Origin of the sequence: Mycobacterium angelicum (assembly GCF_002086155.1) — a bacterium.
In the GTDB taxonomy this organism is placed as follows: Bacteria; Actinomycetota; Actinomycetes; order Mycobacteriales; family Mycobacteriaceae; genus Mycobacterium; species Mycobacterium angelicum.
On record NZ_MVHE01000001.1, the window covers coordinates 159,696 to 181,297 of the forward strand.

Here is a 21,602-nt window from a genome sequence, read left to right on the forward strand (position 1 = left end):
GTTACGTTATCGGGCTATGACCAATGCTGCGCTCACCATCTACACCACGTCGTGGTGTGGTTACTGCCATCGGCTCAAGACAGCGCTCAAGGCCAACGGGATTTCGTACGACGAGGTCGATATCGAGCACGACGCCGCGGCTGCGGAGTTCGTGGGTTCGGTCAATGGGGGCAATAGGACGGTGCCGACGGTGAAGTTCGCCGACGGCTCGACGATGACCAATCCGAGCGCGGGTGAGGTTAAAAACAAGCTGGCCAGCTGATCGCGGACCGACACGGCCGCGTGGTTGGCGCACATTTGGGGTAGACCCGTCGGTACCATAACGCCAAAGCAACCGCGGACGGCAGTCCGCAGAAAACGGCTATCGACGATGAGGCCCAACGGCACCACCCGCAAAATTCGGACCGCCGCTGCCCGTGCGGGCAGGTCGGCCTTCGTCACGTGCTTTGCGGTCGCTGCGATCACGGCGTGCTCTCACAACAGCACGGCGGCCAAGTCGACGCCCACCACCACCGCCTCGGGCGCCGACGCGCTGATCATCAGCGTCGAAGAAGTGCGCCGCATCGCCAACTACGACGAACTGACCTCGCACGAACATTCCGACCTGCGCCATCCGCCGCAGGGGGACATGAATGCTCCGGGTCCGTGCCGGGCGGCCGGAACCAGCGATCTCACCTTTGCCAGCGGCTGGCTGGAGTTTCGCAGCGCGGGCTACAGCGGAGTGACTGACGACCTGAGGCCCGGCGGGCCCGCCATGATCGACTCCGTCAGCCAGGCGGTCGCGATCTACCCGGACGCACACACCGCGCGCCAGGCCCTCGACCAGCTGGAGTCCTCGCTGAATGCGTGCATGGCCCTGCATGACCCGAACTACGACTTCACCCTGGACAAGCCGGACGCCTCCACCCTGAGGATCACCGATGACGGCTGGAGCCATTTGTATCGGGCCAAGAACGCGGTCTTGATGTCGGTCGGGGTGCTGGGTATCGAGCCGGCCGAGCGGATTGCCACCAACGTCATTCAGACCATCAGCGATCGGGTCAAGTAGTCCGCTGGTTGTCCTTCAGTCGGCCTCAGTCGCCTTCGGCCCAGGATTCGATGATGGTGCGGGCAATCGAAATCGAGCCGGGCAGAAGCAGTTTGGAGTCCGACGCGCTGGTCCAGTCACCGGCTTGCAACGCTGCGCGGATCTCGTCTCGGGTGAACCACGACGCTTCGGTTATTTCGCCATCGTTGAACGAGAACTCCTCCTCGGGGTCGGCCAATGCGTGGAAGCCGACCATGAGCGAGCGCGGGAACGGCCAGGGCTGACTGCCCAAGTAGCGCACATCGCGAACGGTCAGCCCGATCTCCTCACGGATCTCGCGGGCCACGCAGACTTCGAACGATTCGCCCGCCTCGACGAACCCGGCCAGCAGCGAGAACATTCGCTGCGGCCACACGGCCTGACGGGCCAGCACGGCCCGGTCGCCGCCGTCGTGCACCAGACAGATCACGGCCGGGTCGATGCGCGGGAACTCTTCCTGACCGGTGAGCGGGTTGACCCGCGACCAGCCGCCTCGGGCCGGCCGCGTGGGCGTGCCGTCCAGGGCACTGAAGCGGGCACTCTCATGCCAGTTGAGCAGGGCCGTCGCCGCGGAAACCAATTGGCTGCTGATGTCGTCCATGATCTTGCCGAGCGTGCGGATGTTCAGTACCTCGGCGTGCAGATCCTCGGACGGCTCCAGTGCGCCGCGAATGGCCCAGACATGGCGGCCGCCTTCGATGCGGCCCAGGAATACGGCCTCCGGCGGCGGCTTGTCGCCCAGCGCCGCGGCCGCGCCGAGCACCACTCGGCCGTTGGCAACCAATACCTGGCTGCGGGAATCCACCCGCAGCAGCGCTCCGTCCGCCCATCCCGCCGCGGCCGCTTCCACGTCGGTGCGCAGGTGGTCGGCGCGGTCGGCACCGACGCGCGACAGCAACGGAACGCTGTGCAGTTGAAATTCGGGCACTAGTGCCCCACGTTGCGGATGTAGAGCAGCCGGTCGGTGGCTTCGATGGCGTCCACCTCAGGCGCGCCGATGCGCAGTAGGCGGCCGTCGCGCACCACACCGAGCACGATGTCGCGCAGGTGCCGCGGAGACCCGCCGATCTCCGAGGTCTCCACCTCGCGTTCGGCGATGGCCAGCCCGGCATCCGGTGTCAGCAGGTCTTCGATCATTTCCACGATGCTCGGGGTGGTGGTGGCGATGCCGAGCAGCCGGCCGGCTGTTTCCGAGGAAACCACGACCGAGTCGGCGCCGGATTGCTGCAGTAGGTGCTGGTTCTCGGCCTCCCGGATGGACGCCACGATCTTTGCTTTGGGTGCGATTTCCCGCGCCGTCAGCGTGACCAGCACGGCGGTGTCGTCTCGGCTGGTGGCGACGATGATCGAGGCGGCATGTTGAGCCCCAGCCAGGCGCAGTACGTCGGATTTGGTCGCGTCGCCGTTCACGGTGACCAGGCCGGCGGCCGCGGCGCGGTCGAGGGCGGACCGGTCGGTGTCGACGACGACGATTTCGCCCGGAGTCACCGCGTCACCGAGCATGGCGGCGACGGCCGTTTTTCCCTTCGTGCCGTAGCCGATGACGATGGTGTGGTTACGCACTTTGCTCCTCCAGCGCTGGATCTTCAGTGCCTGACGGGACGTTTCGGTGACGACTTCGAGCGTCGTGCCGACCAACAAGATCAGGAACGCGATCCGCAGGGGTGTGATGACCAAGACGTTGACCGCGCGGGCGAATTCAGAAACCGGCGTGATGTCGCCGTATCCGGTCGTCGACAGCGTCACCGCCGCGTAGTACAGGCAATCGAGTAATGTCACTTGCTCGCCGCGCGCATCGTGATAGCCGTCGCGGTCGAGATAAACGGCGATCGCGGCGATCAACAACGCCACCAGCGCGATGGTGATGCGACGAGAAATGATGCGAGCGGGGCTTGCCTGCCCCTGCGGGATCCGCAGCACACCGACCAGCGCATAGCTGGGCTGGGCGGTCAGCTTTTGATCCAGACCGCTCAAGCGCGACCTAACGCTGCCCACAGCGGTCCGTCATCGGCTCAACCCAGCGCACGAGACACATGTAACCACGCTCACGCCTCGCTAGCTCGTCCGGAGTCGGCCAGCAGGGCGGCCAGCTCCGCGGGACCGGGCAGCACCTCGGGGACCAGGGTGGATCCGGTGCGCACGTAGTAAAACGCGGTACGCACCGCGGATTCCGGGCAGCCGCGCAATGCCGCCCACGCCAGCCGGTAGACGGCAAGCTGGACCGCGGCCTGCCGCGTGGCTTCGCGTCCGTGTGGCGGCTCACCGGTCTTCCAGTCCACCACCGTGAAGCCGCCATCGGGGTCGGCGAACACCGCGTCGATGCGGCCGCGCACCACAGTGTCGCCAATCGGCATTTCAAATGGCACCTCGACCGCGATCGGTGTGCGAGACGCCCACTGCGACTGGGCGAACGCCGCCTGCAACGCCGCCAATTCTTCGGAGTCGCCAACCGCGGAGTCCGCGGCGCCGGGAATGTCTCCTAAATCGAACAGCAACTCGGCGCCGTAGAACTGCTGGACCCAGGAGTGAAAAGCATTGCCCAACAAGGCGTGCGGATCCGGGCGTGCGGGCAGCCGGTGCTTCAGTCGCAGTGCGGCGCCGACAGGGTCGCGGGCCAGCTCCACCAGGCCACTCACCGATAACTGGGCCGGCAGCGAAAGGGCAGGTGGTTGTGTCGCACGGGCACGCTCCGCCAACAACGCATCAACGTCGGCGGCCCAGCCCTCGACATCGTCGCCTACATCGTCACCGGTATCGACGTGCGGAATGGTTTCATCCGCCGACATCGCCTCAGCCACCAGCCCCGCCCCGCGCTCGACGTCGCCGCGGCGCGCCAGCGGTTCAGCAGGCCAGATCGCTTCGATAACACTGTCGCGCAATGGGTTTCGTTCGCCATCGGCCGGCGCGGGGGCCCAGTGCTCGACCATCCCGCAGGGATCACCGCCCTGCGCCGAGCGGTCGATGATGTCTTTGAGCTCGACCAGGAAATCCGACGGGCCACGCGGTTTGATTCCGCTGGACCCCCACTGATGGCCCGACACCAGCAGGGTGTCCTCGGCCCGGGTGACGCCCACATACAACAGCCGACGCTCCTCGTCGACGCGTCGCTGGTCGAGTTGCTGACGGTGTTCGGAGATCTTGTCCGACAACTGTTTCCGGTTGGTGACGGACGAAGTGTCCAGGACCGGTATACCGAGCGCTCCTGTCGAGGCGCGATCGCCCCGTAGCAGCGGCGGCAACTCACCGGGGTCGGTGAGCCAGCTGCTTCTCGAAACTGTCGACGGAAAGGATCCGCCGGACAGATGTGCCACCGCAACCACCTGCCATTCCAAACCCTTCGCGGCGTGCACAGTGAGCACCTGGACCCGATCGCGGGCAACGACGATTTGGGCCGGCGCCAACCCGTTCTCCACCACCGCGGCCACGTCCAAGTAGGCAAGCAGACCAGCCACGGAGGGCTGATTGGCTGTGCCGCTTGCTGTTTCGGCGTAGTCGGCGACGACGTCGGCAAAGGCGTCCAGATGCTCGGCGCCCGCCCACTCCCCCGCGGCCGCCGACGCGGCCCGGACTTCGCAGTCGACGCCCAATACCCGCCGTACCTCGGCGATGAGGTCGGGCAGCGAATGGTCCAGGTGGCTGCGCAGGGCGTTCAATTCGCCGGCCAACGCTGCGATGCGCTGGTATCCCGCCACCGAATACCGGTCGGGTGGACCGGGGTCGCAGATGGCGTCGGCCAAACACGCGGTGTCGGTGTCCATATGGGTCGCCATCGCGACCGACTCGGGCGAAGGCGATGGGTTGGGCGGCGGGCCGCCGACCAGCGCCAGCGCGCGCCACCACAGCGCGGCGAGGTCTTTGGCACCGAGCCGCCACCGCGAACCGGTGAGTACCCGCATCGCCGCGGCGCCGGCCGTCGGGTCGGCTACCAGCCGCAACATCGCAACGACCTCGGCGACTTCGGGGATGGACAGCAGGCCGGCCAGGCCGACGACTTCCACCGGAATTCCGCGGGCGCGCAGGGCGTCGGCGATGGGTGCGGCGTCCGCATTGCGGCGTACCAGCACCGCGGCGGTGGGTGGATTGACCCCGTCGGCCCGGGCGCGTTGGTAATGCTTCTCCAGGTGATCGGCGATCCAGTCCCGTTCGGCGCGCACATCGGCCAACAGCGCACAGCGGACAGTCCCGGGCTGGGCGTCCGGACGCGAGCGCAACGCGCGCACCTTCACCGATCGCCGCCGCGCCTCCGCCGAAATTGCGTTAGCCACCTGCAGCGTTCGGGGCGGGTTGCGCCAGCTGGTGCGCAGCTCCAGGACTGGCGCCGGGCTGCCGTCCGACAAGGGAAAGTCGGTGGTGAACCGCGGCAGGTTGGTCGCCGAAGCACCCCGCCAGCCGTAGATCGACTGAATGGGGTCGCCGACTGCCGTCAGCGCCAACCCGTCGTCGACACCGCCGCCGAACAACGACGACAACGCGATGCGCTGAGCGTGCCCGGTGTCCTGGTACTCATCGAGCAGCACAACCCGGTAACGGCTGCGCAGATCGCGCCCGACCTGCGGGAAGGTCGCCGCCAACCGAGCCGCCGACGCCATCTGCATGCCGAAGTCCATGACCTTGCCCGCGCGCATGCGCTCCTGCACAGCATCGAGCAGGGGCACCAGCTCGGCCCGCTCATTCTGGGTGGCCAGCATCCGCAGCAGCCACTGACTGGGACCGCTGTCGCGCTGGTAGGGGCCCGGCGGCAATACATGAACCAGCCGTTCCAGCTCGACGTGGGTATCGCGCAGCTGCCGGGTGTCCACCAGGTGTTCGGCGAGCTGACCCCACAACCGCAGCACCATCGAGGTAACCGCCGCGGGGTTCTTGTCGGTGCTCAGCTGCCCGTCATAGCCGTTGACCACATCGAAGGCGAGCTGCCACAGCTCGGTCTCGCTGAGCAACCTGGTATCGGGCTCGACGGGCAACAGCAGGCCGGACTCACGCAGCAGCGAGCCCGCGAATGCGTGGTAGGTGCTGACCGTCGGCGAGCCGGCTGCCGGCGTCGCTGAGCCCAGTCCGAGGCCGGCCAATCGGGCCAACCGGGAGCGGACGCGGCGCAGCAGCTGGCCCGCGGCCTTGCGGGTGAACGTCAACCCGAGCACCTGGCTTGCTTCGGCGTAGCCGTTGGCGATCAACCAGACCACTCGGGCAGCCATCGTCTCGGTCTTTCCGGCGCCAGCCCCGGCGATCACGACCAGTGGGCCAGGCGGCGCCGAGATGACGGCGGCCTGCTCGTCGGTGGGCGGGAAAAGACCTAACTCACAAGCCAATTCGGCAGGGCTGTACCGCACCGCGGCCGCAGTCACGACTGTGGCCCGTCGGCGTAGGCCGGACAAGCGGGCCGGATCGGGCAATGCGAGCAGCCCGCGTTGCGCCGGGCGACGAATTGCGGCCCGGCGGTCGCATCCGCAGCCCGCCGGACCAGCTCGCGCCATTCCTCCCGCGCGGTGGGGGTCAGCGGATCCTGTTGCCGTTCGGTAGCACCGGCGGCTCCGCTCTTTGCCACGTAGACCAGTCGGGCGCCGCCGGGCTCTTCGCCAGCGGGCACCAAACCTTCGGCCACCGCCAGCTGATACATCGCCAGTTGGGCATGCTGCTGGGCGTCGTCCTTGGTCACCGGCGTCTTGCCCGTTTTGACGTCGACGATCACCAGTCGGCCGGCCGCGTCACATTCGAGCCGGTCGACGCGGCCACGCAGCCGAACCGCGCCACCGTCCTCGCGCAGTGAGCCCAGGACACCGTCGACGTCCACCTCGACGCCGACTTCGGTGAGTTCGTGCCGGGAGCGCGCGCGCCAGTCGACGAACGCCGCGATCATGGCCCGATGCCGCGCAAGTTCGTTAGCCGAATACCACTGCGCCTCGAAGGGCAATTGCTTCCACACCCGGTCCAACTCGGCCAGCAATTGCGATTCACTCTTGGCCGGATCGGCGATGAGTGCATGTAGCAACGAACCGACGGTGGACCGAAGTTCGCGCGCGTTGGTTGCCCCGTGCCGTTCGGCCAACCAGCGCAGCGGGCAGTCGTTGAGTGTCTGCAGGGTCGACGGTGTCAACGCGACCACATCGCCGGCATCGCGCAGGGGTTCGGTGGTACTGACCGAAGTCAGCCCGTGCCAGCCGCCCGGATCGGCGCCTGGCACACCGGCTTTGGCCAGCCGGGCCAATTGCTTTGCGGCACAAGTCCGAGCGACTTCAGTCACCACGCCGTCGGGCGCACACAGCACACCACGCAACCGGCCCACCACCGCGGCGGTCGACAACACCCGCGGAGCCGAGACCGGCTGCATCGCATCGTCATCGCCGGCCAACTGCGCGATCTCGTGCAGGAACGCCGACGGCAACGCCACCTGCTGGCCGCCGTCGGTGTCACTGTCGACCGCCGTCACCAGTAAGCGCCGTCGAGCCCGCCCCATCGCCGAGACCAGCAGCCGGCGCTCCTCGGCCAGCAATGGCGCGCGCACCGACGCATCCGCCGTGACGCCGTCGAGCTCATCGAGCAGCCGCTGGGTGCCCAGCACACCACCACGCGGAATCGTGTTGGGCCACAACCCTTCCTGTAGGCCGGCGATCACCACGAAATCCCATTCGTGGCCCAACGCGGCGTGCGCGCTGAGCACGTTGACCTGCTCCGTCTGCGCTACCGGCTCGCGGCTCACAGTGGGCAGCTGCAAGGCGGCGACGTGCTCGACGAGTCCACGCAGCGACGCGCCCGCGGTGCGCGACACATAGTGGTCGGTGATGTCGAACAAGCCGGTCACCGCTGCCAGGTCCCGGGCGGCCTGGGCGCCGGCCGGACCGCCCCGCTCGATGGCCGCCAGCCAGCGCCGTTGCAGACCGGACCGATGCCACGCCGCCCACAGTGTGTACCGCGGGTCTTGTCCGTCCCGGTGGCAGCGAGCGGCCGCGGCCAGCACGGCTCGCACCCGGCGCACTGCGCTTGACTGCGGGCCCGTTAGCGGTGTGTCGCCGGTGAGCGTGTCCACCAGAAGGTCACCGAATTCGCTTGGCGCGCAGCTGACTTGATTGCGCAGTAGGGTGCGGCGCAGCTGGCGAAGGGCGACCGGATCGACTCGGCCAATGGGCCCGGCCAGCAATGCCAGCGCCCGGTCGCCGTCGAGTCCGTCAGCGGTCGCGGCCAGGACAGTGAGCAGGGCTCGCGCCGCGGGATCGTCGGACAATGAACCGCCGGACGCGGGAATGGCCACCGGGACCCCGGCGGCAGCCAAAGCCCGCGGCAGCCGCGCGGCGGCTCGCGGCACCGACCTGACGATCACCGCCATCTGCGACCAGGGCACCCCGTCAATGAGATGGGCGCGCCGCAGCGCATCGGCGATCATGCCCGCCTCCGCGTGCACCGACCCAGCCAGCCGCACCGATACCGACCCGTCGTCGTCTCCGGTGCCCTCGATTTCCCGCCCGGCGCTGCCTCCGGGCAACCGCCCGGCGATTCCGCTGACGGCGCGCGCCACAGCAGGCGAACAACGGTGTGACACAGTCAATCTCACCGCCGGGCTTTCGTCGGCGAGTAGCCCGGTGCGCTCACCACCCCGGAAGCCGTATACCGCCTGATTCGGGTCGCCGGCAACCAGGGTCAGTTCGGTGCCCCCGGCCAACACCCGCACCAGCCGGGTTGCCTGCGGGTCCAGCTGCTGCGCGTCGTCGATCAACAAGACCCGGATCCGCGCGCGTTCGGCGGCCAGCAATTCGGGATCGACCGCGAAGACCTCCAACGCGGCCCCGACCAGTTCGGCGGCCCCCAGCGCCGGCGCGCTCGCTTGCGGTGCGGCAGTCCCCACCGCCGCACGCAACAGCATCACCTGCTCGTACTGTCGGGCGAATTGACCGGCGGCGCTCCATTCCGGGCGCCCGCACCGACGGCCAAGTCGTTCCAGATCCATGGGGTCCACACCACGTTCCGAGCAGCGCGACAACATGTCTCGCAGCTCGGTGGCAAAACCGGCGGTACTCAGCGCCGGCAGCAGATGTGCCGGCCAGCTCGTCGCCGCGGCCGATCCGTCTTCCAGGTCACCGGCCAGCAATTCGCGGATGATGGCGTCTTGTTCGGCGCTGGTGACCAGCCGCGGCGGCGCGTCCCCCGCACGCTCGGCGGCCCGCCGCAACACCGCGTAGGCATAGCTGTGCACGCTGCGTACCAACGGATCTCGAACCGCGGCACGACGCGGACCACCGCAGCGCGACCCCAGCAACACCGTCGTCAATGTGCTGCGCGCCCGCATCCCGAGCCGGCCCGAACCGGTAAGCAGCAGAACCGATTCCGGATCGACACCGGCCTCGATGTGCGCAACCGCCGCCTCGACCAGCAAGCTGCTCTTACCGGTGCCCGGACCGCCGAGGATGCGCACCAAGCCACGCACACCCGATGTCAGAATCCCCCGCGCCTCGGCTCCCCAACTGAATGACATAACGGCATGCAATCAGAAGGGTCTGACAAGACCCCTTGAATTAGCGCCGCACGAACGCCAACTGCAGCATCTCGCGGTCAAATTCACCCGGCGCCTCGCCACTGACCGCGTATTGGTAGACGGCGACGCGGAATATCTGACTCAGCGCGCTGGAGATGAACGAGACGACGATGACCGCCGCGACCGTAACGGCCAGAACGGCTATGCCCAACGGCAGCAGGCGGATCGAGATCAGCGCGACGCCACCCGCACCGCCGACGAGCACGATGCCAAGGCTGATCAGAAAGGTTGCCAGACCTATTGTGGCGGCGCCCGTCGCTCCCTCGCCCCACCGTGCCTTCACCACGCCGGCCGACCGCTTCAGCGACTGAATCGGACCCGTGCCTTCCAGCGCGACCACCGGGATCACGAAAAACGTCGCGATGGCCCAGGCGGCGCCGGCCAGATAGACGACGATCCTGCCCAGCGCCGGCAACCGTTCCTCGAGCGCACGCAGGATCAGGCCGACGGTTGTCGCCACGAAGGTCCAGCCGAGGATGGGACCGATCCGGCGTGCCGCGGCGCTGATCCCTTCGGCGACCTTGGTGTCCTCGCCACGCATTGACCGCACCGCGCACGCGGCGAGCGCCACGTTGAAGAAGATGGCGATGAACGTCGATACGTACGCCGTAGCCAGACCGGCGACATACAGGACAGGATCATGCTTGCCGGTCTGCTGTCCTCCGAACAAACCCTTTGCGATCAGTGCCGATGCCCAGATGGCCGCCACGGCGAGAAGCGCGAAGATGGACGACAGCACCGGGAAGATGACGAGCGATCGGTCGCGCTTCAAGACCTGCCAGCTTTGTCCCGTCAGCGCCCATCCACGTTTGATACTGCCCATTGATGCCCCCCATAGGGTCTCAACCGCCTCACGTGAGCGGTATCCTAGCCCGCCTCGGGAGCCGCGAGGGCGTAACAGCCGCCGCGGCGGTGCTGGCATTATCGACGCGTGACCGCCGACCTTCACGTGCACCGCTACGGTCCGGCCGGCCCGGTGCAGGTGTTGGCGATCCATGGAGTGACCGAGCACGGGCAGGCCTGGGAACTGCTGTCCGGCTACCTGCCCGAAACGACCGTCGCCGCACCCGATCTGCTGGGCCACGGCAGATCTTCGTGGGCTGCACCGTGGAGCATCGACGCCAATGTTTCCGCGCTGGCCGCCCTGGTCGACGCTCAAGCCGACGGTCCGGTGCTGGTCGTTGGGCACTCGTTCGGCGGCGCCATTGCCTTGCAACTGGCCGCCGCTCACCCCGACCAGGTGGCGGCGCTGGTCCTGCTGGATCCCGCCGTTGCCCTGGACGGCGACCGGGTTCGTGAGGTCGTCGACGCGATGGTGGCCTATCCCGACTACACCGACCCCGCGGAGGCGCGCGCGGAGAAGGCGTTCGGCGCCTGGTCGGATGTGGACCCGGCCGTGCTCGATGCCGAAATAGCCGAGCACCTCATCGCATTGCCGAACGGACGGTGCAGCTGGCGGATAAACCTGGCGGCGATGGTGTGCTACTGGAGTGAGTTGGCGCGCGACATCGTGCTTCCGCACGCGGGGACGACGACCACATTGGTCCGTGCGGCCCGCGCCGACCCGCAGTACGTCAGCCCGCAGCTCGTCTCGGCGCTGCAAGACCGACTCGGGAACGATTTCGAACTGCTGGACTTCGAGTGCGGACACATGGTGCCCCAAGCCATGCCCGCGCAGACCGCCGCGGTGATCCGCGACCGGCTGAAGGCCCGCTGATCCATGGCGGCGATCACCGACGAGCAGGTAGAACTGGTACGTTCGCTGGTCGCCTCGATCCCGTCCGGCAAGGTTGCCACCTACGGCGACATCGCCGCTGTCGCAGGCCTTTCCAGCCCCCGCATCGTCGGCTGGATCATGCGGGTCGACTCCTCTGACCTGCCCTGGCACCGGGTGATCACCGCCTCGGGCCGCCCGGCCCGGCACCTGAGCACCCGTCAGTTGGAGCTACTGCGCGCCGAAGGTGTGCTGGCCGTAGACGGCCGGATCGCCCTGGCCGAGGTCCGCCACGAATTTCCCGGCCGGCGTTAGAGCACCAGCCGCACCAGCGCCGCGGTGCGGGCCAGACCGGGGAACGCCTCGGCGGTGGACCGCGGATGCAGGGCGTGCACGGCCAAGCGGAACATCAAGGCGCGCAACAACATCTGCGACCATTCCGGTAGCGCGCTCCACCGCTCGATGAGTCCGTCGTCGGCCTCGCCCCATGACAGCGCGTCGACGACGACCACCCCGGCCGCCCAGGACGCCGGCCGCCAGTACGGCGTGATGTCGGTGATCCCGGGCGCGGCGGTGCCAATGAAAAGCACTGTGCCGTAAAGGTCTCCGTGCACGAGCTGATTGGGACTGCGGGTCGGCTTGCGCAGGGTGGCAAGTTGATTGATCAGTTCGATCGATCGTTCGGCGTCTGCGGTCGCGGGGGCCGTGCGTGCCCCCGGTGGAATCGACTGCAGCGGCCGCTCTTCCCAGGCGGCCCGGTCGGCGGCGATGAAGACGTCGATGTCCGACCAGGGGGTGGTCGGCCCTTGGGTGAGGAACCGGGGGCGCTCCAACTTTCCGGTGGCTTCGTGCAGCCGCACCGCCGCCGAGACGACTTCGTCATGGCGGGCCTCCGGTGTCCCGGCGACGAATGTGTCTGCCCGCCAGCCGGAAACCACGTAGCGGCCGTCCGTCGAGCGGACCGGTCGGGCCAGGCGCACCCCGTCGACGAACAACGTCTCGCGCACCCGCGCCGACCATGCCGCGCGGGCATGATCAGCCACCGTCGACAACACGACCTCGCCGCAGCGCCAGCCGCCCTCCCAGCTGGCGCCCAAAAGCGCAGGTTGCACGCCGGTCAGGCCGAACGCCGCCAACACATGCTCGGGCGGCGGCTCGACAGTCACACGGGTCAGCCTAGTCGGGCGACGATGCGCGTCGTCACGACGCGCTGAGGAGCGCGACAATGCGACTAGTCGGGCGACGATGCGCGTCGTCACGACGCGCTGAGGAGCGCGACGATGTGCCTAGCGGAGGTACTTCGGGCTTTCGGCTAGTACATGACCATGTCGGGCTGCATCTGCTTGGCCCACGCCACGATCCCACCCTGCAGGTGGACCGCATTCGAGAAGCCGGCTTGCTTCACCGCGGCCAGCGCTTCGGCCGAGCGGACCCCGGTCTTGCAATACAGCACCGTCGTGCGGTCCTGCGGCAGCTGAGCCAAACCCTCACCGGAACTTATCAACGATTTCGGGATCAGCTGAGCGCCATCGATGTGCACGATGTCCCACTCGACCGGCTCACGAACGTCGATCAGCGCCAGCTTCTTGCCGGAGTCCAGCATCTCGCGCAGTTCCCGCGGGGTGATGGTGGAATCGGCGGCGAGGGCCGCGCCTTCGGGGGACACCACTCCGCAGAAGTTCTCGTAGTCGATCAGCTCGGTGATCTTCGGCGTCGACGGGTCCTTGCGAATCTTGATCGTGCGGTAGCTCATCTCGAGCGCGTCGTAGATCATCAACCGGCCAAGCAGCGTTTCGCCGATCCCGGTGATGAGCTTGATCGCCTCGGTGCCCATCACCGACGCGATCGAGGCGCAGATGATGCCCAGCACGCCGCCTTCGGCACACGACGGCACCATGCCCGGCGGGGGCGGCTCGGGGTACAGGTCGCGGTAGTTGAGGCCGCGCTCGTTGCCGGCCTCATCGGCCGGAGCGTCCTCCCAGAACACCGATACCTGTCCTTCGAACCGGTAGATGGACCCCCACACATACGGCTTGCCGGCCAGCACCGCGGCGTCGTTGACCAGATAGCGCGTCGCGAAGTTGTCGGTGCCGTCCAGGATCAGGTCGTATTGCCCGAACAGGTCGACGGCGTTGTCGGACTCCAGCCGGAACTCGTGCAGCCGCACGTTGATCAAAGGATTGATGGCCACGATCGAGTCGCGTGCCGACTGCGCCTTGGAGCGCCCGACATCGGCCGAGCCGTGAATGATCTGGCGCTGCAGGTTGGATTCGTCGACGACGTCGAAGTCGACGATGCCGATGGTGCCGACGCCGGCCGCCGCCAGGTAGAGCAGCGTCGGTGAGCCGAGCCCGCCGGCACCGATGACGAGCACCCGCGCGTTCTTGAGTCGTTTCTGCCCGTCGACGCCCAGGTCGGGAATGATCAGATGACGGCTGTAGCGAGCCACCTCTTCGCGGGTGAGCTCACCCGCGGGCTCGACTAGCGGCGGCAATGACGATGACACCGGATATCTCCTCGGTTGTATCAGCTCTAACCATCACAGCAGTTGCCCGAATCAACGGCAATCATCTCGGCAGGCTTCCCTGCACTCATCGCCGTCAGGCGATCGGGTACGGCCAGGGATTGAACCGGCAGGACTTGCCGTCGGGCTTGACGAACTCGGGGTCGAACTTCGCCCCATCGTTGTTCGACGTGGAAAACGTCTGCTGCATCATCACCGGAGCCAGGCCACCTTGGCTCTCGCATGGCTCGTGGCGCAGGTAGCCGATGGCGTGCCCAACCTCGTGGCTGATCACATACTGCCGGTAGGACCCCACGTCGCCTTCGAACGGGACCGCACCGCGCACCCAGCGCGCCTCGTTGATGAAGACCCGCGACTGCCGGTCCGGCCCGAAGGAGGGGTTGTAGCACGACGTCTCCAGCGGAAATTCGTAGCCGCATCCCACCCGCACGGTCATCGGTGAGACGAGTGAAATCCGGAAGTCCGGCTTGCCGTTATCGATCCGGATGAAGGCGAACTGCGGGTTGTGCGTCCAGCCCTTGGGATTGGCCAGCGTCTGGTCAACCATCTGAGCGAAAGCGTTGTCGCCGCCGTACATGGTGGGGTCGAGACCGTTCTCGATCTCGATGGTGTAGCGGAACACCTTTGCGGTGCCCTGACCGAACTGCGGCGTGGTGCCCGGAACCACCCGGTAGGTCTTGTCGCCGGCTTCGGTGAACGGACCGCCATCCGGCAGGGTCCCGGCCGGCAGGTTGGCGTCGAAGGCGGACAGGCCTTTGGGCGGCGTGTCGATGATCGCCGTGCCCACCGCACCGATAGCCGGCTGGTCGTGGACGGCGTGGGCCGCCGTCGGCTTTGCCGCACCCATGCCGCTCACTGTCTGGTAACCCGCCGCCACGGTGATCACTGCCAGAACGGGCAACGCGTACGCGCGCCAGCCGTACGTCGAGACGAACCGTCCCAGCCAGCTTTGTTTGCGCCATTGACGTGGGCGTTCGCGGTCGGCGCGGGTCCGTCCGGCACTGGAGGCCAGCGGGTCGCGCTGGGCCCGCAGCGGTTCGCGCCACTCCTCACGCAGCACAGGCACTCGCCCGGGGCGTGGGGACGTCATTTTCCCAGGATTACACAGCTGACCGTGGCGGCGACCCCTGGCGCGCCCGAATACGGCTTCTGACTGACTTCTGTGGGCACCGAAACATCGGTTACCAACACCTCGGGTAGTAATGTCGTTGCGACAAACGTGCGGGCCGCGGGGATGGATATCCGGCGCGAATCAGATTGAGGACCGATGAGCGATCTCGCCAAGGCGGCGCAGCGGCGTGCCGTCAGATCGGCCGAACGCACTCGCTCGACCGACGCGTCAGCGCCCTCCAACCGGCGCGGCAACCGGTTACCCCGCGATGAGCGCCGCGGGCAGTTGCTGATCGTCGCGAGCGACGTCTTCGTCGACCACGGGTATCACGCGGCGGGCATGGACGAGATCGCCGATCGTGCCGGCGTCAGCAAACCCGTTCTGTACCAACACTTTTCCAGCAAGTTGGAGCTGTACCTGGCGGTGCTGCACCGGCATGTGGAGAATCTGGTCTCCGGCGTGCAGCAGGCACTGCGTACCACCACCGACAACCGCCAGCGTCTGCACGCGGCGGTCCAGGCGTTCTTCGACTTCATCGAGCACGACAGCCAGGGTTACCGGCTGATCTTCGAGAACGATTACGTGACCGAGCCGGAGGTGGCCGCGGAGGTGCGGGTGGCCACCGAATCCTGCACCGACGCGGTATTCGCCCTGATCAGCGCCGATTCCGGACTGGATCCGCATCGCGCCCGGATGATCGCGGTGGGGCTGGTCGGCGTCAGCGTGGACTGCGCCCGGTACTGGCTGGACTCGGACCGTCCGATTTCCAAATCAGACGCCGTCGACGGCACCGTGCAGTTCGCCTGGGGCGGACTGTCGCACGTGCCCCTTACCCGCTCGTAGCCTTCGCCGCCGCTTCGGCCCCGATCCCGAAGCCAACCCGGCGGGCATCGGCAACGCCGATCTCGACGTAGGCGATCTTGGTGGTGTTGATCAGGAAGCGACGCCCCCGCTCGTCGGTCAGGCTCAGCACGCCCGAACCCTCGCGCAGCGCGTTGTTGACGAGTTCTTCGACCTCACCGGGCGTCTGTGTGCTGGCGAACACCAGCTCACGCGGACTGTCCGTGATACCGATCTTGACCTCCACGAGTGGGCCCCTTCCTGAAAAATCGCGCCATTTCGTCGCAGCGGTGTCAGCAGCAGGCTAGTGGACCCGCCCCGGACGCATTGCGCCCCGGGCCCCCCGGACGCTTCGCGGTTAGCGAAACGGCTTAATTACGGTTCGGTCCCAGCCAGATTGACACTCCGCGCGACGGCCCTGCCAGCGGTTTCACGTCTATACCATCGGCAACATCAGTAACACAGTTAACAGCCTCTACGACAGCGTCCGGGACTACCCGGACGACGAGAGCTATGACGAGGCTTATGCCATCGACGAAGCCGACTCTGAATTCGAGGGCGGCTACGAAGAGCTGGCCTGGCCGGCCGATCGGCGCTGGCGCCCAGTCACCGCACTGGTCGGCGGCGTGGTCGCGATCGGCGCGATCGCCACCGCGGTCATCATCAACAGCGGCGATAGCGCCACCACGAAGGCGACAATCGGGGCGCCGACGCCGCGGCCAGTGCTGTCCACGACGCCGCACCCGACCCTGAGCACGTCGCCCAGCGCCGCACCACCCGGAACCACCGCCCCGCCAACCACGAGCGTGCGCCCGCAGCTTCCCCCGGAGACGGTGGTCACCCTGACACCCACCAGCCCATGGCCCAGTGTCGTGCCGACGCGAACGCCGGACGCCGCGCCGCCGCAAGTCGCCCTACCCCCGGGTGCCGCCCTGAACCCACGCGCCGTCGTCTACAGCGTGTCGGGAACCAAGCAGCTGCTCGACCTGGTGACCGTGGTCTACACCGACGAGCGGGGCTTCCCCAAGACCGAGTTCAACGTGGCACTGCCATGGACCCGGGTGGTGGTCCTCAATCCCGGGGTGCAAACCGAGTCCGTCATCGCGACCAGCCTGCACGGTCATCTCAACTGCGCGATCGTCAACGCGCAGGGTCAGTTGGTTAAGGCCTCGACCAGCGACGGGATGATGGCGACCTGCACGCGCTGAACAGCTAACCCAGACCGAGTTCGCGCATCCGCTTGTCGTGGGTGTTCTGTAACCGGTCGAAGAATGCGCTCAGCTGGCTCAGGCCACCGGTGCCGGATACCACCAAATCGACCAGCTCGTCGTGGTCGGCGAGCAGGAACTGGGCCTGGGTGATCGCCTCGCCGAGCAGGCGCCGAGACCATAGCGCCAGTCGACTGCGCTGCTTGCCGCTGCTGGTCACCGCGGCGCGCACCTCGGCGACGACGAACTGGGAGTGCCCCGTCTCCGACAGCGTGGCCCGCACCACGTCGGCGACCTCGTCGGGCAGCCCGTCGGCGATCTCCAGGTACAGATCTGCGGCCAGGGCATCGCCGACATAGGTCTTGACCAGGGCTTCCAGCCAGGTACTTGGCATCGTCAAGCGGTGATAGTTCTCCAGCGCCGAGGCGTACTTGGCCATCGCCGGCACCACGTCCACGCCACGAGTCACCAGCGCGTCGCGCAACAGCTCGTAATGCCCCATTTCGGCGGCGGCGATGCTCGCCATCGAGATGCGGCCCTGCAGGTTCGGCGCCATGCGCGCCTCGTCGGTCAGCCGGTAGAAAGCCGCCACCTCGCCATAGGCCAGCAACGCAAACAATTCGTTGACGCCGGGATGATCCGCCGCTAGGCGTGGCCTGGGCGAATCGGCCACCTGGTCGGCGGATGAGGGCGAGGGCATGGCAACACTCTAGTCGTCAGGAGCAAAAGCAAATGGTCGCCTGCTGGCGACGGGTTATCATGGTTAAAGGTCGAGGCTGCGTCTCTGTGCTGCTTCTACCGAAGAAATGTGCGTGCACGTAGCTGGCCCGCCCGGATGGTGTTGTTGGACCGGCGACTCGGCGACGTATCGGAGTCGGAACTCGTGCGCGCGTGAACCGCGACAGAGAAAACGACACATTACCGATACCGTCACCGAAAGGCTCTCCATCCGCGTATGACCGCACTCAAAAGCACAACTGAACCTACGTTTGCCAAACTCGGAGTGCGCGACGAAATAGTCCGCGCACTGGCCGAAAAGGGTATCGAGCATCCGTTTGCTATCCAGGAACTCACCCTGCCGCTGGCCCTGAACGGTGAGGACCTCATCGGACAGGCCCGCACCGGTATGGGCAAGACCTTCGCATTCGGCGTGCCGCTGCTGCACCGCGTCTCCTCGGGAACCGGAGTACGGCCACTGAACGGCACGCCGCGAGCACTGGTCGTGGTGCCCACCCGCGAGCTGTGCCTACAGGTGACCGATGACCTGGCCACCGCCGCCAAATACCTCATCGCCGACGACGAACGTCCACTTGCCGTGGTGTCCATTTACGGCGGACGGGCCTACGAGCCGCAGATCGAGGCGCTGCACAAGGGCGCCGACGTCGTGGTGGGTACTCCCGGCCGGCTGCTCGACCTGTGCCAGCAGGGCCACCTTCAGCTCGGCGGGCTGTCCGTGCTGGTCCTCGACGAGGCCGACGAGATGCTCGACCTGGGCTTCCTGCCCGACATCGAGCGCATCCTGCGCCAGATTCCCGCCGACCGGCAGTCGATGCTGTTCTCGGCGACCATGCCGGACCCGATCATCACGCTGGCCCGCACGTTCATGGTTCAGCCCACTCATATCCGGGCCGAGGCCCCACACTCCCTGGCGGTACACGACACCACCGAGCAGTTCGTCTACCGCGCCCACGCGCTGGACAAGGTGGAGCTGGTCAGCCGGATCCTGCAGGCCCGCGAACGCGGCGCGACGATGATCTTCACTCGCACCAAGCGCACCGCGCAGAAGGTGGCCGACGAATTGAACGAGCGCGGCTTCGCGGTGGGCGCTGTGCACGGTGACCTCGGGCAGATAGCGCGTGAAAAGGCGCTCAAGGCCTTCCGCGGCGGCGACATCAACGTGCTGGTCGCCACCGACGTGGCCGCGCGCGGCATCGACATCGACGACGTCACCCACGTCATCAACTACCAGTGCCCCGAGGACGAGAAAATGTACGTCCACCGGATCGGGCGCACCGGCCGCGCCGGGCGCACCGGCGTGGCGGTCACCTTGGTGGACTGGGACGAGCTGCCGCGCTGGGAGATGATCGACAAGGCGCTTGGCCTGGGCTCCCCCGATCCGGCGGAAACCTACTCCAACTCACCGCACCTGTACACCGAGCTGGCCATCCCGGACGACGCCGCCGGCAACGTCGGCCCGCCCCACAAAGCACCGGCCAAGCGCCGCGAGCCCAGCCAGGACGGTCAGAAGACTCAGCGCGCGCGCAGCTCTCGGGGGCGGCGGCGCACTCGCGGCGGTAAGCCGGTCACCGGGCATCCCGCCACCAACACCGCCGCCGGCGACGGCGCACCGGAGGGCGGATCCTGCAGCGCGCCCGACGCGCCGTCCGGCAGCGCAGGCACGGCTCGACGGCGCCGTCGTCGCCGCAAGCCGGCGGATGCCGCGGCGCCGGCCAACTGAGCCGGCCCGACTGAGCCGCGCTCGCGCATGGTCAAACCCGAACGCCGTACCAAGGTTGATCTGCTGGCGGCCGCGGCGATCGCGGTCGTCGTCGCCACGGTCGCGGCTCTGATCTGGTGGACCAGCGATGCCCGGGCCACGATCAGCAGACCGGCCGCGGTTCCGGTGCCCAGTCCGACTCCGGCCCGGGAAGTGCCCGCCTCACTCAAGCAGCTGTGGACGGCTCCCAGCCCGGCGACCCGTGTCCCGGTCGCGGTGGGCGGGACGGTGGTCACCGCCGGCGGGCGCCAGGTGCAAGGACGCGATCCGGCCACCGGTGAGTCCTTGTGGAGCTATACCCGCGACACCGATTTGTGCGGGGTGAGCTGGGTCTACCACTACGCCGTCGCGGTTTACCGGGACGGCCGCGGCTGCGGCCAGGTCAGCACCATCGACGGATCCACCGGAAACCGCGGGCCCGCCCGCAGCAGCTACGCCGATCCGCAGGTGCGCCTGTCTTCCGACGGCACAACGGTCTTGTCGGCCGGCAATACCCGGCTGGAGCTGTGGCGCTCGGACATGGTGCGGATGATGGCCTACGGCGAAACGGACGCCCGGGTGAAGCCGTCGAATCGAGGCCTGCACTCCGGGTGCACGCTGGAATCGGCCACGGCAAGCTCGTCGGCGGTAGCGGTGCTGGAGGCCTGCGCTAATCAGGCCGACCTGCGGCTCGTCCTGCTGCGACCGGGCAAGGAAGACGACGAACCTCAGCAGCAGTTCGTGCCCGAACCCGGGATTCGGCCGGGCACCGGGGCCCGCGTACTCGTCGTCTCGCAGAACAACACCGCCGTGTACCTGCCGGCACCGCAACCCCGGGTCGACGTGATCGACCAGTCCGGGACCACGGTGTCGAGCACCCTGTTGGCCAAGCCGCCGTCGCCCTCGGCGGTCGTGTCACAGTCCGGAAATCTGGTGACCTGGTGGACGGGCGACACGTTGATGGTCTTCGACGCCGGCAGCCTGGCGCCGCGCTACACCATCGTCGCGGGCGAGACGACGGCTCCGTTGGGGCCGGGCGTGATGATGGCGGGTCAGCTGCTGGTGCCGGTGACGGACGCGATCGGCGTCTACGACCCGGTCAGCGGATCGAACAATCGCTACATCCCGGTTGACCGGCCGCCGAGTGGCTCAGCGGTGATTCCGGTCGTCTCGGGGTCCAAGGTCATCGAGCAGCGCGGCGACACCCTGGTAGTGCTGGGCTGACCGCTCTACAGCTCGACGGCGAACGTGGGCAGTGCTTTGCCGGACTTCCAGTGCTTGAGCAGCGCCTGGGCCAGCTCACGGTAGGCCACCGCGCCTTTGTTCTTGCGGCCGGCCAGCACCGAGGAGCCTGACGCACTGGCCTCGGCGAAGCGCACCGTGCGCGGGATCGGTGGGGACAGCACGGGCAGCTCGTAGCGGTCGGCGACGTCGACCAACACGTCGCGGGTGTGCGTGGTCCGCGAGTCGTACAGCGTGGGCAGCGCACCCAGCAGCCGCAGCTTTGGGTTGGTGATGTTCTGGACATCTGCGACGGTACGCAGGAATTGTCCGACGCCGCGGTGGGCCAGCGTCTCGCACTGCAGCGGCACGATGACCTCGTCGGCAGCGGTGAGGCCGTTGAGGGTGAGTACACCCAGCGACGGTGGGCAGTCGATGATCACCACGTCGAACTGGTCGGAGAGTTTGGCCAGCGCGCGCTTGAGCGCGTACTCACGCCCGGCACGCATCAACAGCATCGCCTCGGCGCCCGCCAGGTCAATGTTGGCCGGCAACAACGTCATTCCCTCGACCGTGTCGACCAATGCGGCGCTGGGTTCGACCTCCCCGAGCAACACCTCATGCACGGACACCGGCAGTTTGTCGGGATCTTGGCCAAGGGAGAAGGTCAGGCAACCCTGTGGGTCCAGATCGACGAGCAGCACCCGCCGTCCCATATCCACCATCGCCGCACCCAGCGAGGCAACCGTGGTCGTCTTGGCCACTCCACCTTTTTGGTTGGCAACCGCCAGTACCCTCATCTCAGCCACAAGCGCCGCTCCTCCCCGTCACTGGCTCTGCATCGTCGCCGGTGCGCACACTGCCCATCCTGGCATGTTCTCCCCGCCGCGGTTCGGGCGACAGGCCCGGCATGGCTCCGGC

At 67.5% G+C, this 21,602-nt stretch carries 19 protein-coding genes; 8 read left to right on the forward strand and 11 right to left on the reverse strand.

The window, feature by feature from the left end; translation table 11 throughout:
• Window positions 1-16 precede the first annotated feature (16 nt).
• The gene (mrx1, locus tag BST12_RS00750) at window positions 17-262 is read left to right on the forward strand and encodes a mycoredoxin Mrx1 (RefSeq protein WP_083111075.1); all 246 of its coding nucleotides are present in this window, start codon (window positions 17-19) and stop codon (window positions 260-262) included.
• A gap of 108 nt (window positions 263-370) precedes the next feature.
• Complete coding sequence (locus tag BST12_RS00755; protein ID WP_083111076.1) at window positions 371-1,048, forward strand: sensor domain-containing protein; 678 nt, start codon at window positions 371-373, stop codon at window positions 1,046-1,048.
• Between the two features lie 25 nt (window positions 1,049-1,073).
• Here BST12_RS00755 and nudC read toward each other — a convergent pair whose 3' ends face one another.
• The 5 genes from nudC to BST12_RS00780 are packed head-to-tail and all read right to left on the reverse strand — an operon-like array spanning window position 1,074 to window position 10,509.
• On the reverse strand, window positions 1,074-1,994 hold the full coding sequence (nudC, locus tag BST12_RS00760; RefSeq protein ID WP_083111077.1) for an NAD(+) diphosphatase: 921 nt from the start codon (window positions 1,992-1,994) through the stop codon (window positions 1,074-1,076).
• Window positions 1,994-3,061, reverse strand: a complete 1,068-nt coding sequence (locus tag BST12_RS00765) for a potassium channel family protein (protein ID WP_083111078.1) — start codon at window positions 3,059-3,061, stop codon at window positions 1,994-1,996. The genes nudC and BST12_RS00765 overlap by 1 nt, the downstream gene beginning before the upstream one ends.
• Window positions 3,062-3,111: 50 nt before the next feature.
• Window positions 3,112-6,408, reverse strand: coding sequence for an ATP-dependent helicase (locus tag BST12_RS00770; protein ID WP_245849986.1), 3,297 nt, complete (start codon window positions 6,406-6,408; stop codon window positions 3,112-3,114).
• Entirely contained in the window at window positions 6,405-9,527 is a 3,123-nt protein-coding gene (locus BST12_RS00775) for an ATP-dependent helicase (protein ID WP_083111080.1), read from the reverse strand. The genes BST12_RS00770 and BST12_RS00775 overlap by 4 nt, the downstream gene beginning before the upstream one ends.
• 40 nt (window positions 9,528-9,567) lie before the next feature.
• On the reverse strand, window positions 9,568-10,509 hold the full coding sequence (locus BST12_RS00780; RefSeq protein WP_245849988.1) for a DUF6159 family protein: 942 nt from the start codon (window positions 10,507-10,509) through the stop codon (window positions 9,568-9,570).
• Between the two features lie 9 nt (window positions 10,510-10,518).
• Here BST12_RS00780 and BST12_RS00785 point away from each other — a divergent pair, with 9 nt between their 5' ends.
• Together BST12_RS00785 and BST12_RS00790 are read left to right on the forward strand one after the other, a co-directional pair.
• Window positions 10,519-11,304 (forward strand): alpha/beta fold hydrolase, encoded by a 786-nt coding sequence (locus tag BST12_RS00785; RefSeq protein ID WP_083111082.1) that lies wholly within the window; start codon window positions 10,519-10,521, stop codon window positions 11,302-11,304.
• Window positions 11,305-11,307: 3 nt separating this feature from the next.
• Complete coding sequence (locus BST12_RS00790; RefSeq protein WP_083111083.1) at window positions 11,308-11,616, forward strand: MGMT family protein; 309 nt, start codon at window positions 11,308-11,310, stop codon at window positions 11,614-11,616.
• Here the strand turns inward: BST12_RS00790 and BST12_RS00795 are convergent.
• From BST12_RS00795 to BST12_RS00805, 3 genes are all read right to left on the reverse strand, one after another.
• Window positions 11,613-12,467 (reverse strand): TIGR02569 family protein, encoded by an 855-nt coding sequence (locus BST12_RS00795; RefSeq protein ID WP_083111084.1) that lies wholly within the window; start codon window positions 12,465-12,467, stop codon window positions 11,613-11,615. The genes BST12_RS00790 and BST12_RS00795 overlap by 4 nt on opposite strands.
• A 146-nt stretch (window positions 12,468-12,613) precedes the next feature.
• The gene (moeZ, locus tag BST12_RS00800) at window positions 12,614-13,807 is read right to left on the reverse strand and encodes an adenylyltransferase/sulfurtransferase MoeZ (RefSeq protein ID WP_083111085.1); all 1,194 of its coding nucleotides are present in this window, start codon (window positions 13,805-13,807) and stop codon (window positions 12,614-12,616) included.
• Between the two features lie 94 nt (window positions 13,808-13,901).
• Window positions 13,902-14,915, reverse strand: a complete 1,014-nt coding sequence (locus tag BST12_RS00805; RefSeq protein WP_083111086.1) for a DUF3152 domain-containing protein — start codon at window positions 14,913-14,915, stop codon at window positions 13,902-13,904.
• Window positions 14,916-15,092: 177 nt separating this feature from the next.
• Between BST12_RS00805 and fasR the strand changes: the two genes are divergently transcribed.
• Complete coding sequence (gene fasR, locus BST12_RS00810) at window positions 15,093-15,779, forward strand: HTH-type transcriptional activator FasR (protein ID WP_083111087.1); 687 nt, start codon at window positions 15,093-15,095, stop codon at window positions 15,777-15,779.
• On the opposite strand, the gene BST12_RS00815 is transcribed toward fasR, so the two are convergent.
• Entirely contained in the window at window positions 15,766-16,023 is a 258-nt protein-coding gene (locus BST12_RS00815; RefSeq protein WP_083111088.1) for a DUF3107 domain-containing protein, read from the reverse strand. The genes fasR and BST12_RS00815 overlap by 14 nt on opposite strands.
• Window positions 16,024-16,228: 205 nt before the next feature.
• Here BST12_RS00815 and BST12_RS00820 point away from each other — a divergent pair, with 205 nt between their 5' ends.
• Window positions 16,229-16,984, forward strand: coding sequence for a hypothetical protein (locus BST12_RS00820; RefSeq protein ID WP_083111089.1), 756 nt, complete (start codon window positions 16,229-16,231; stop codon window positions 16,982-16,984).
• A 4-nt stretch (window positions 16,985-16,988) separates the two neighbouring features.
• On the opposite strand, the gene BST12_RS00825 is transcribed toward BST12_RS00820, so the two are convergent.
• Window positions 16,989-17,684 carry a ferritin-like fold-containing protein gene (locus tag BST12_RS00825; RefSeq protein WP_083111090.1) on the reverse strand — a complete coding sequence of 232 codons (696 nt, stop codon included), beginning with the start codon at window positions 17,682-17,684 and terminating at the stop codon, window positions 16,989-16,991.
• Between the two features lie 255 nt (window positions 17,685-17,939).
• Between BST12_RS00825 and BST12_RS00830 the strand changes: the two genes are divergently transcribed.
• Both BST12_RS00830 and BST12_RS00835 read left to right on the forward strand, forming a co-directional pair.
• Window positions 17,940-19,442 (forward strand): DEAD/DEAH box helicase, encoded by a 1,503-nt coding sequence (locus BST12_RS00830; RefSeq protein ID WP_083111091.1) that lies wholly within the window; start codon window positions 17,940-17,942, stop codon window positions 19,440-19,442.
• 27 nt (window positions 19,443-19,469) lie between these two features.
• Window positions 19,470-20,684 (forward strand): Rv3212 family protein, encoded by a 1,215-nt coding sequence (locus BST12_RS00835; RefSeq protein WP_083111092.1) that lies wholly within the window; start codon window positions 19,470-19,472, stop codon window positions 20,682-20,684.
• Window positions 20,685-20,689: 5 nt separating this feature from the next.
• On the opposite strand, the gene BST12_RS00840 is transcribed toward BST12_RS00835, so the two are convergent.
• The gene (locus tag BST12_RS00840; protein WP_083111093.1) at window positions 20,690-21,490 is read right to left on the reverse strand and encodes a ParA family protein; all 801 of its coding nucleotides are present in this window, start codon (window positions 21,488-21,490) and stop codon (window positions 20,690-20,692) included.
• Window positions 21,491-21,602 lie beyond the last annotated feature (112 nt).

Bases quoted from the DNA above. Each gene is read 5' to 3' on its own strand.
- mrx1 (WP_083111075.1), top strand. From the start codon at position 17: ATGACCAATGCTGCGCTCACCATCTACACCACGTCGTGGTGTGGTTAC.
- BST12_RS00755 (WP_083111076.1), top strand. From the start codon at position 371: ATGAGGCCCAACGGCACCACCCGCAAAATTCGGACCGCCGCTGCCCGT.
- BST12_RS00775 (WP_083111080.1), bottom strand. From the start codon at position 9,527: ATGTCATTCAGTTGGGGAGCCGAGGCGCGGGGGATTCTGACATCGGGT.
- BST12_RS00780 (WP_245849988.1), bottom strand. From the start codon at position 10,509: ATGCCAGCACCGCCGCGGCGGCTGTTACGCCCTCGCGGCTCCCGAGGC.
- BST12_RS00790 (WP_083111083.1), top strand. From the start codon at position 11,308: ATGGCGGCGATCACCGACGAGCAGGTAGAACTGGTACGTTCGCTGGTC.
- BST12_RS00805 (WP_083111086.1), bottom strand. From the start codon at position 14,915: ATGACGTCCCCACGCCCCGGGCGAGTGCCTGTGCTGCGTGAGGAGTGG.
- fasR (WP_083111087.1), top strand. From the start codon at position 15,093: ATGAGCGATCTCGCCAAGGCGGCGCAGCGGCGTGCCGTCAGATCGGCC.
- BST12_RS00825 (WP_083111090.1), bottom strand. From the start codon at position 17,684: ATGCCCTCGCCCTCATCCGCCGACCAGGTGGCCGATTCGCCCAGGCCA.
- BST12_RS00830 (WP_083111091.1), top strand. From the start codon at position 17,940: ATGACCGCACTCAAAAGCACAACTGAACCTACGTTTGCCAAACTCGGA.
- BST12_RS00835 (WP_083111092.1), top strand. From the start codon at position 19,470: ATGGTCAAACCCGAACGCCGTACCAAGGTTGATCTGCTGGCGGCCGCG.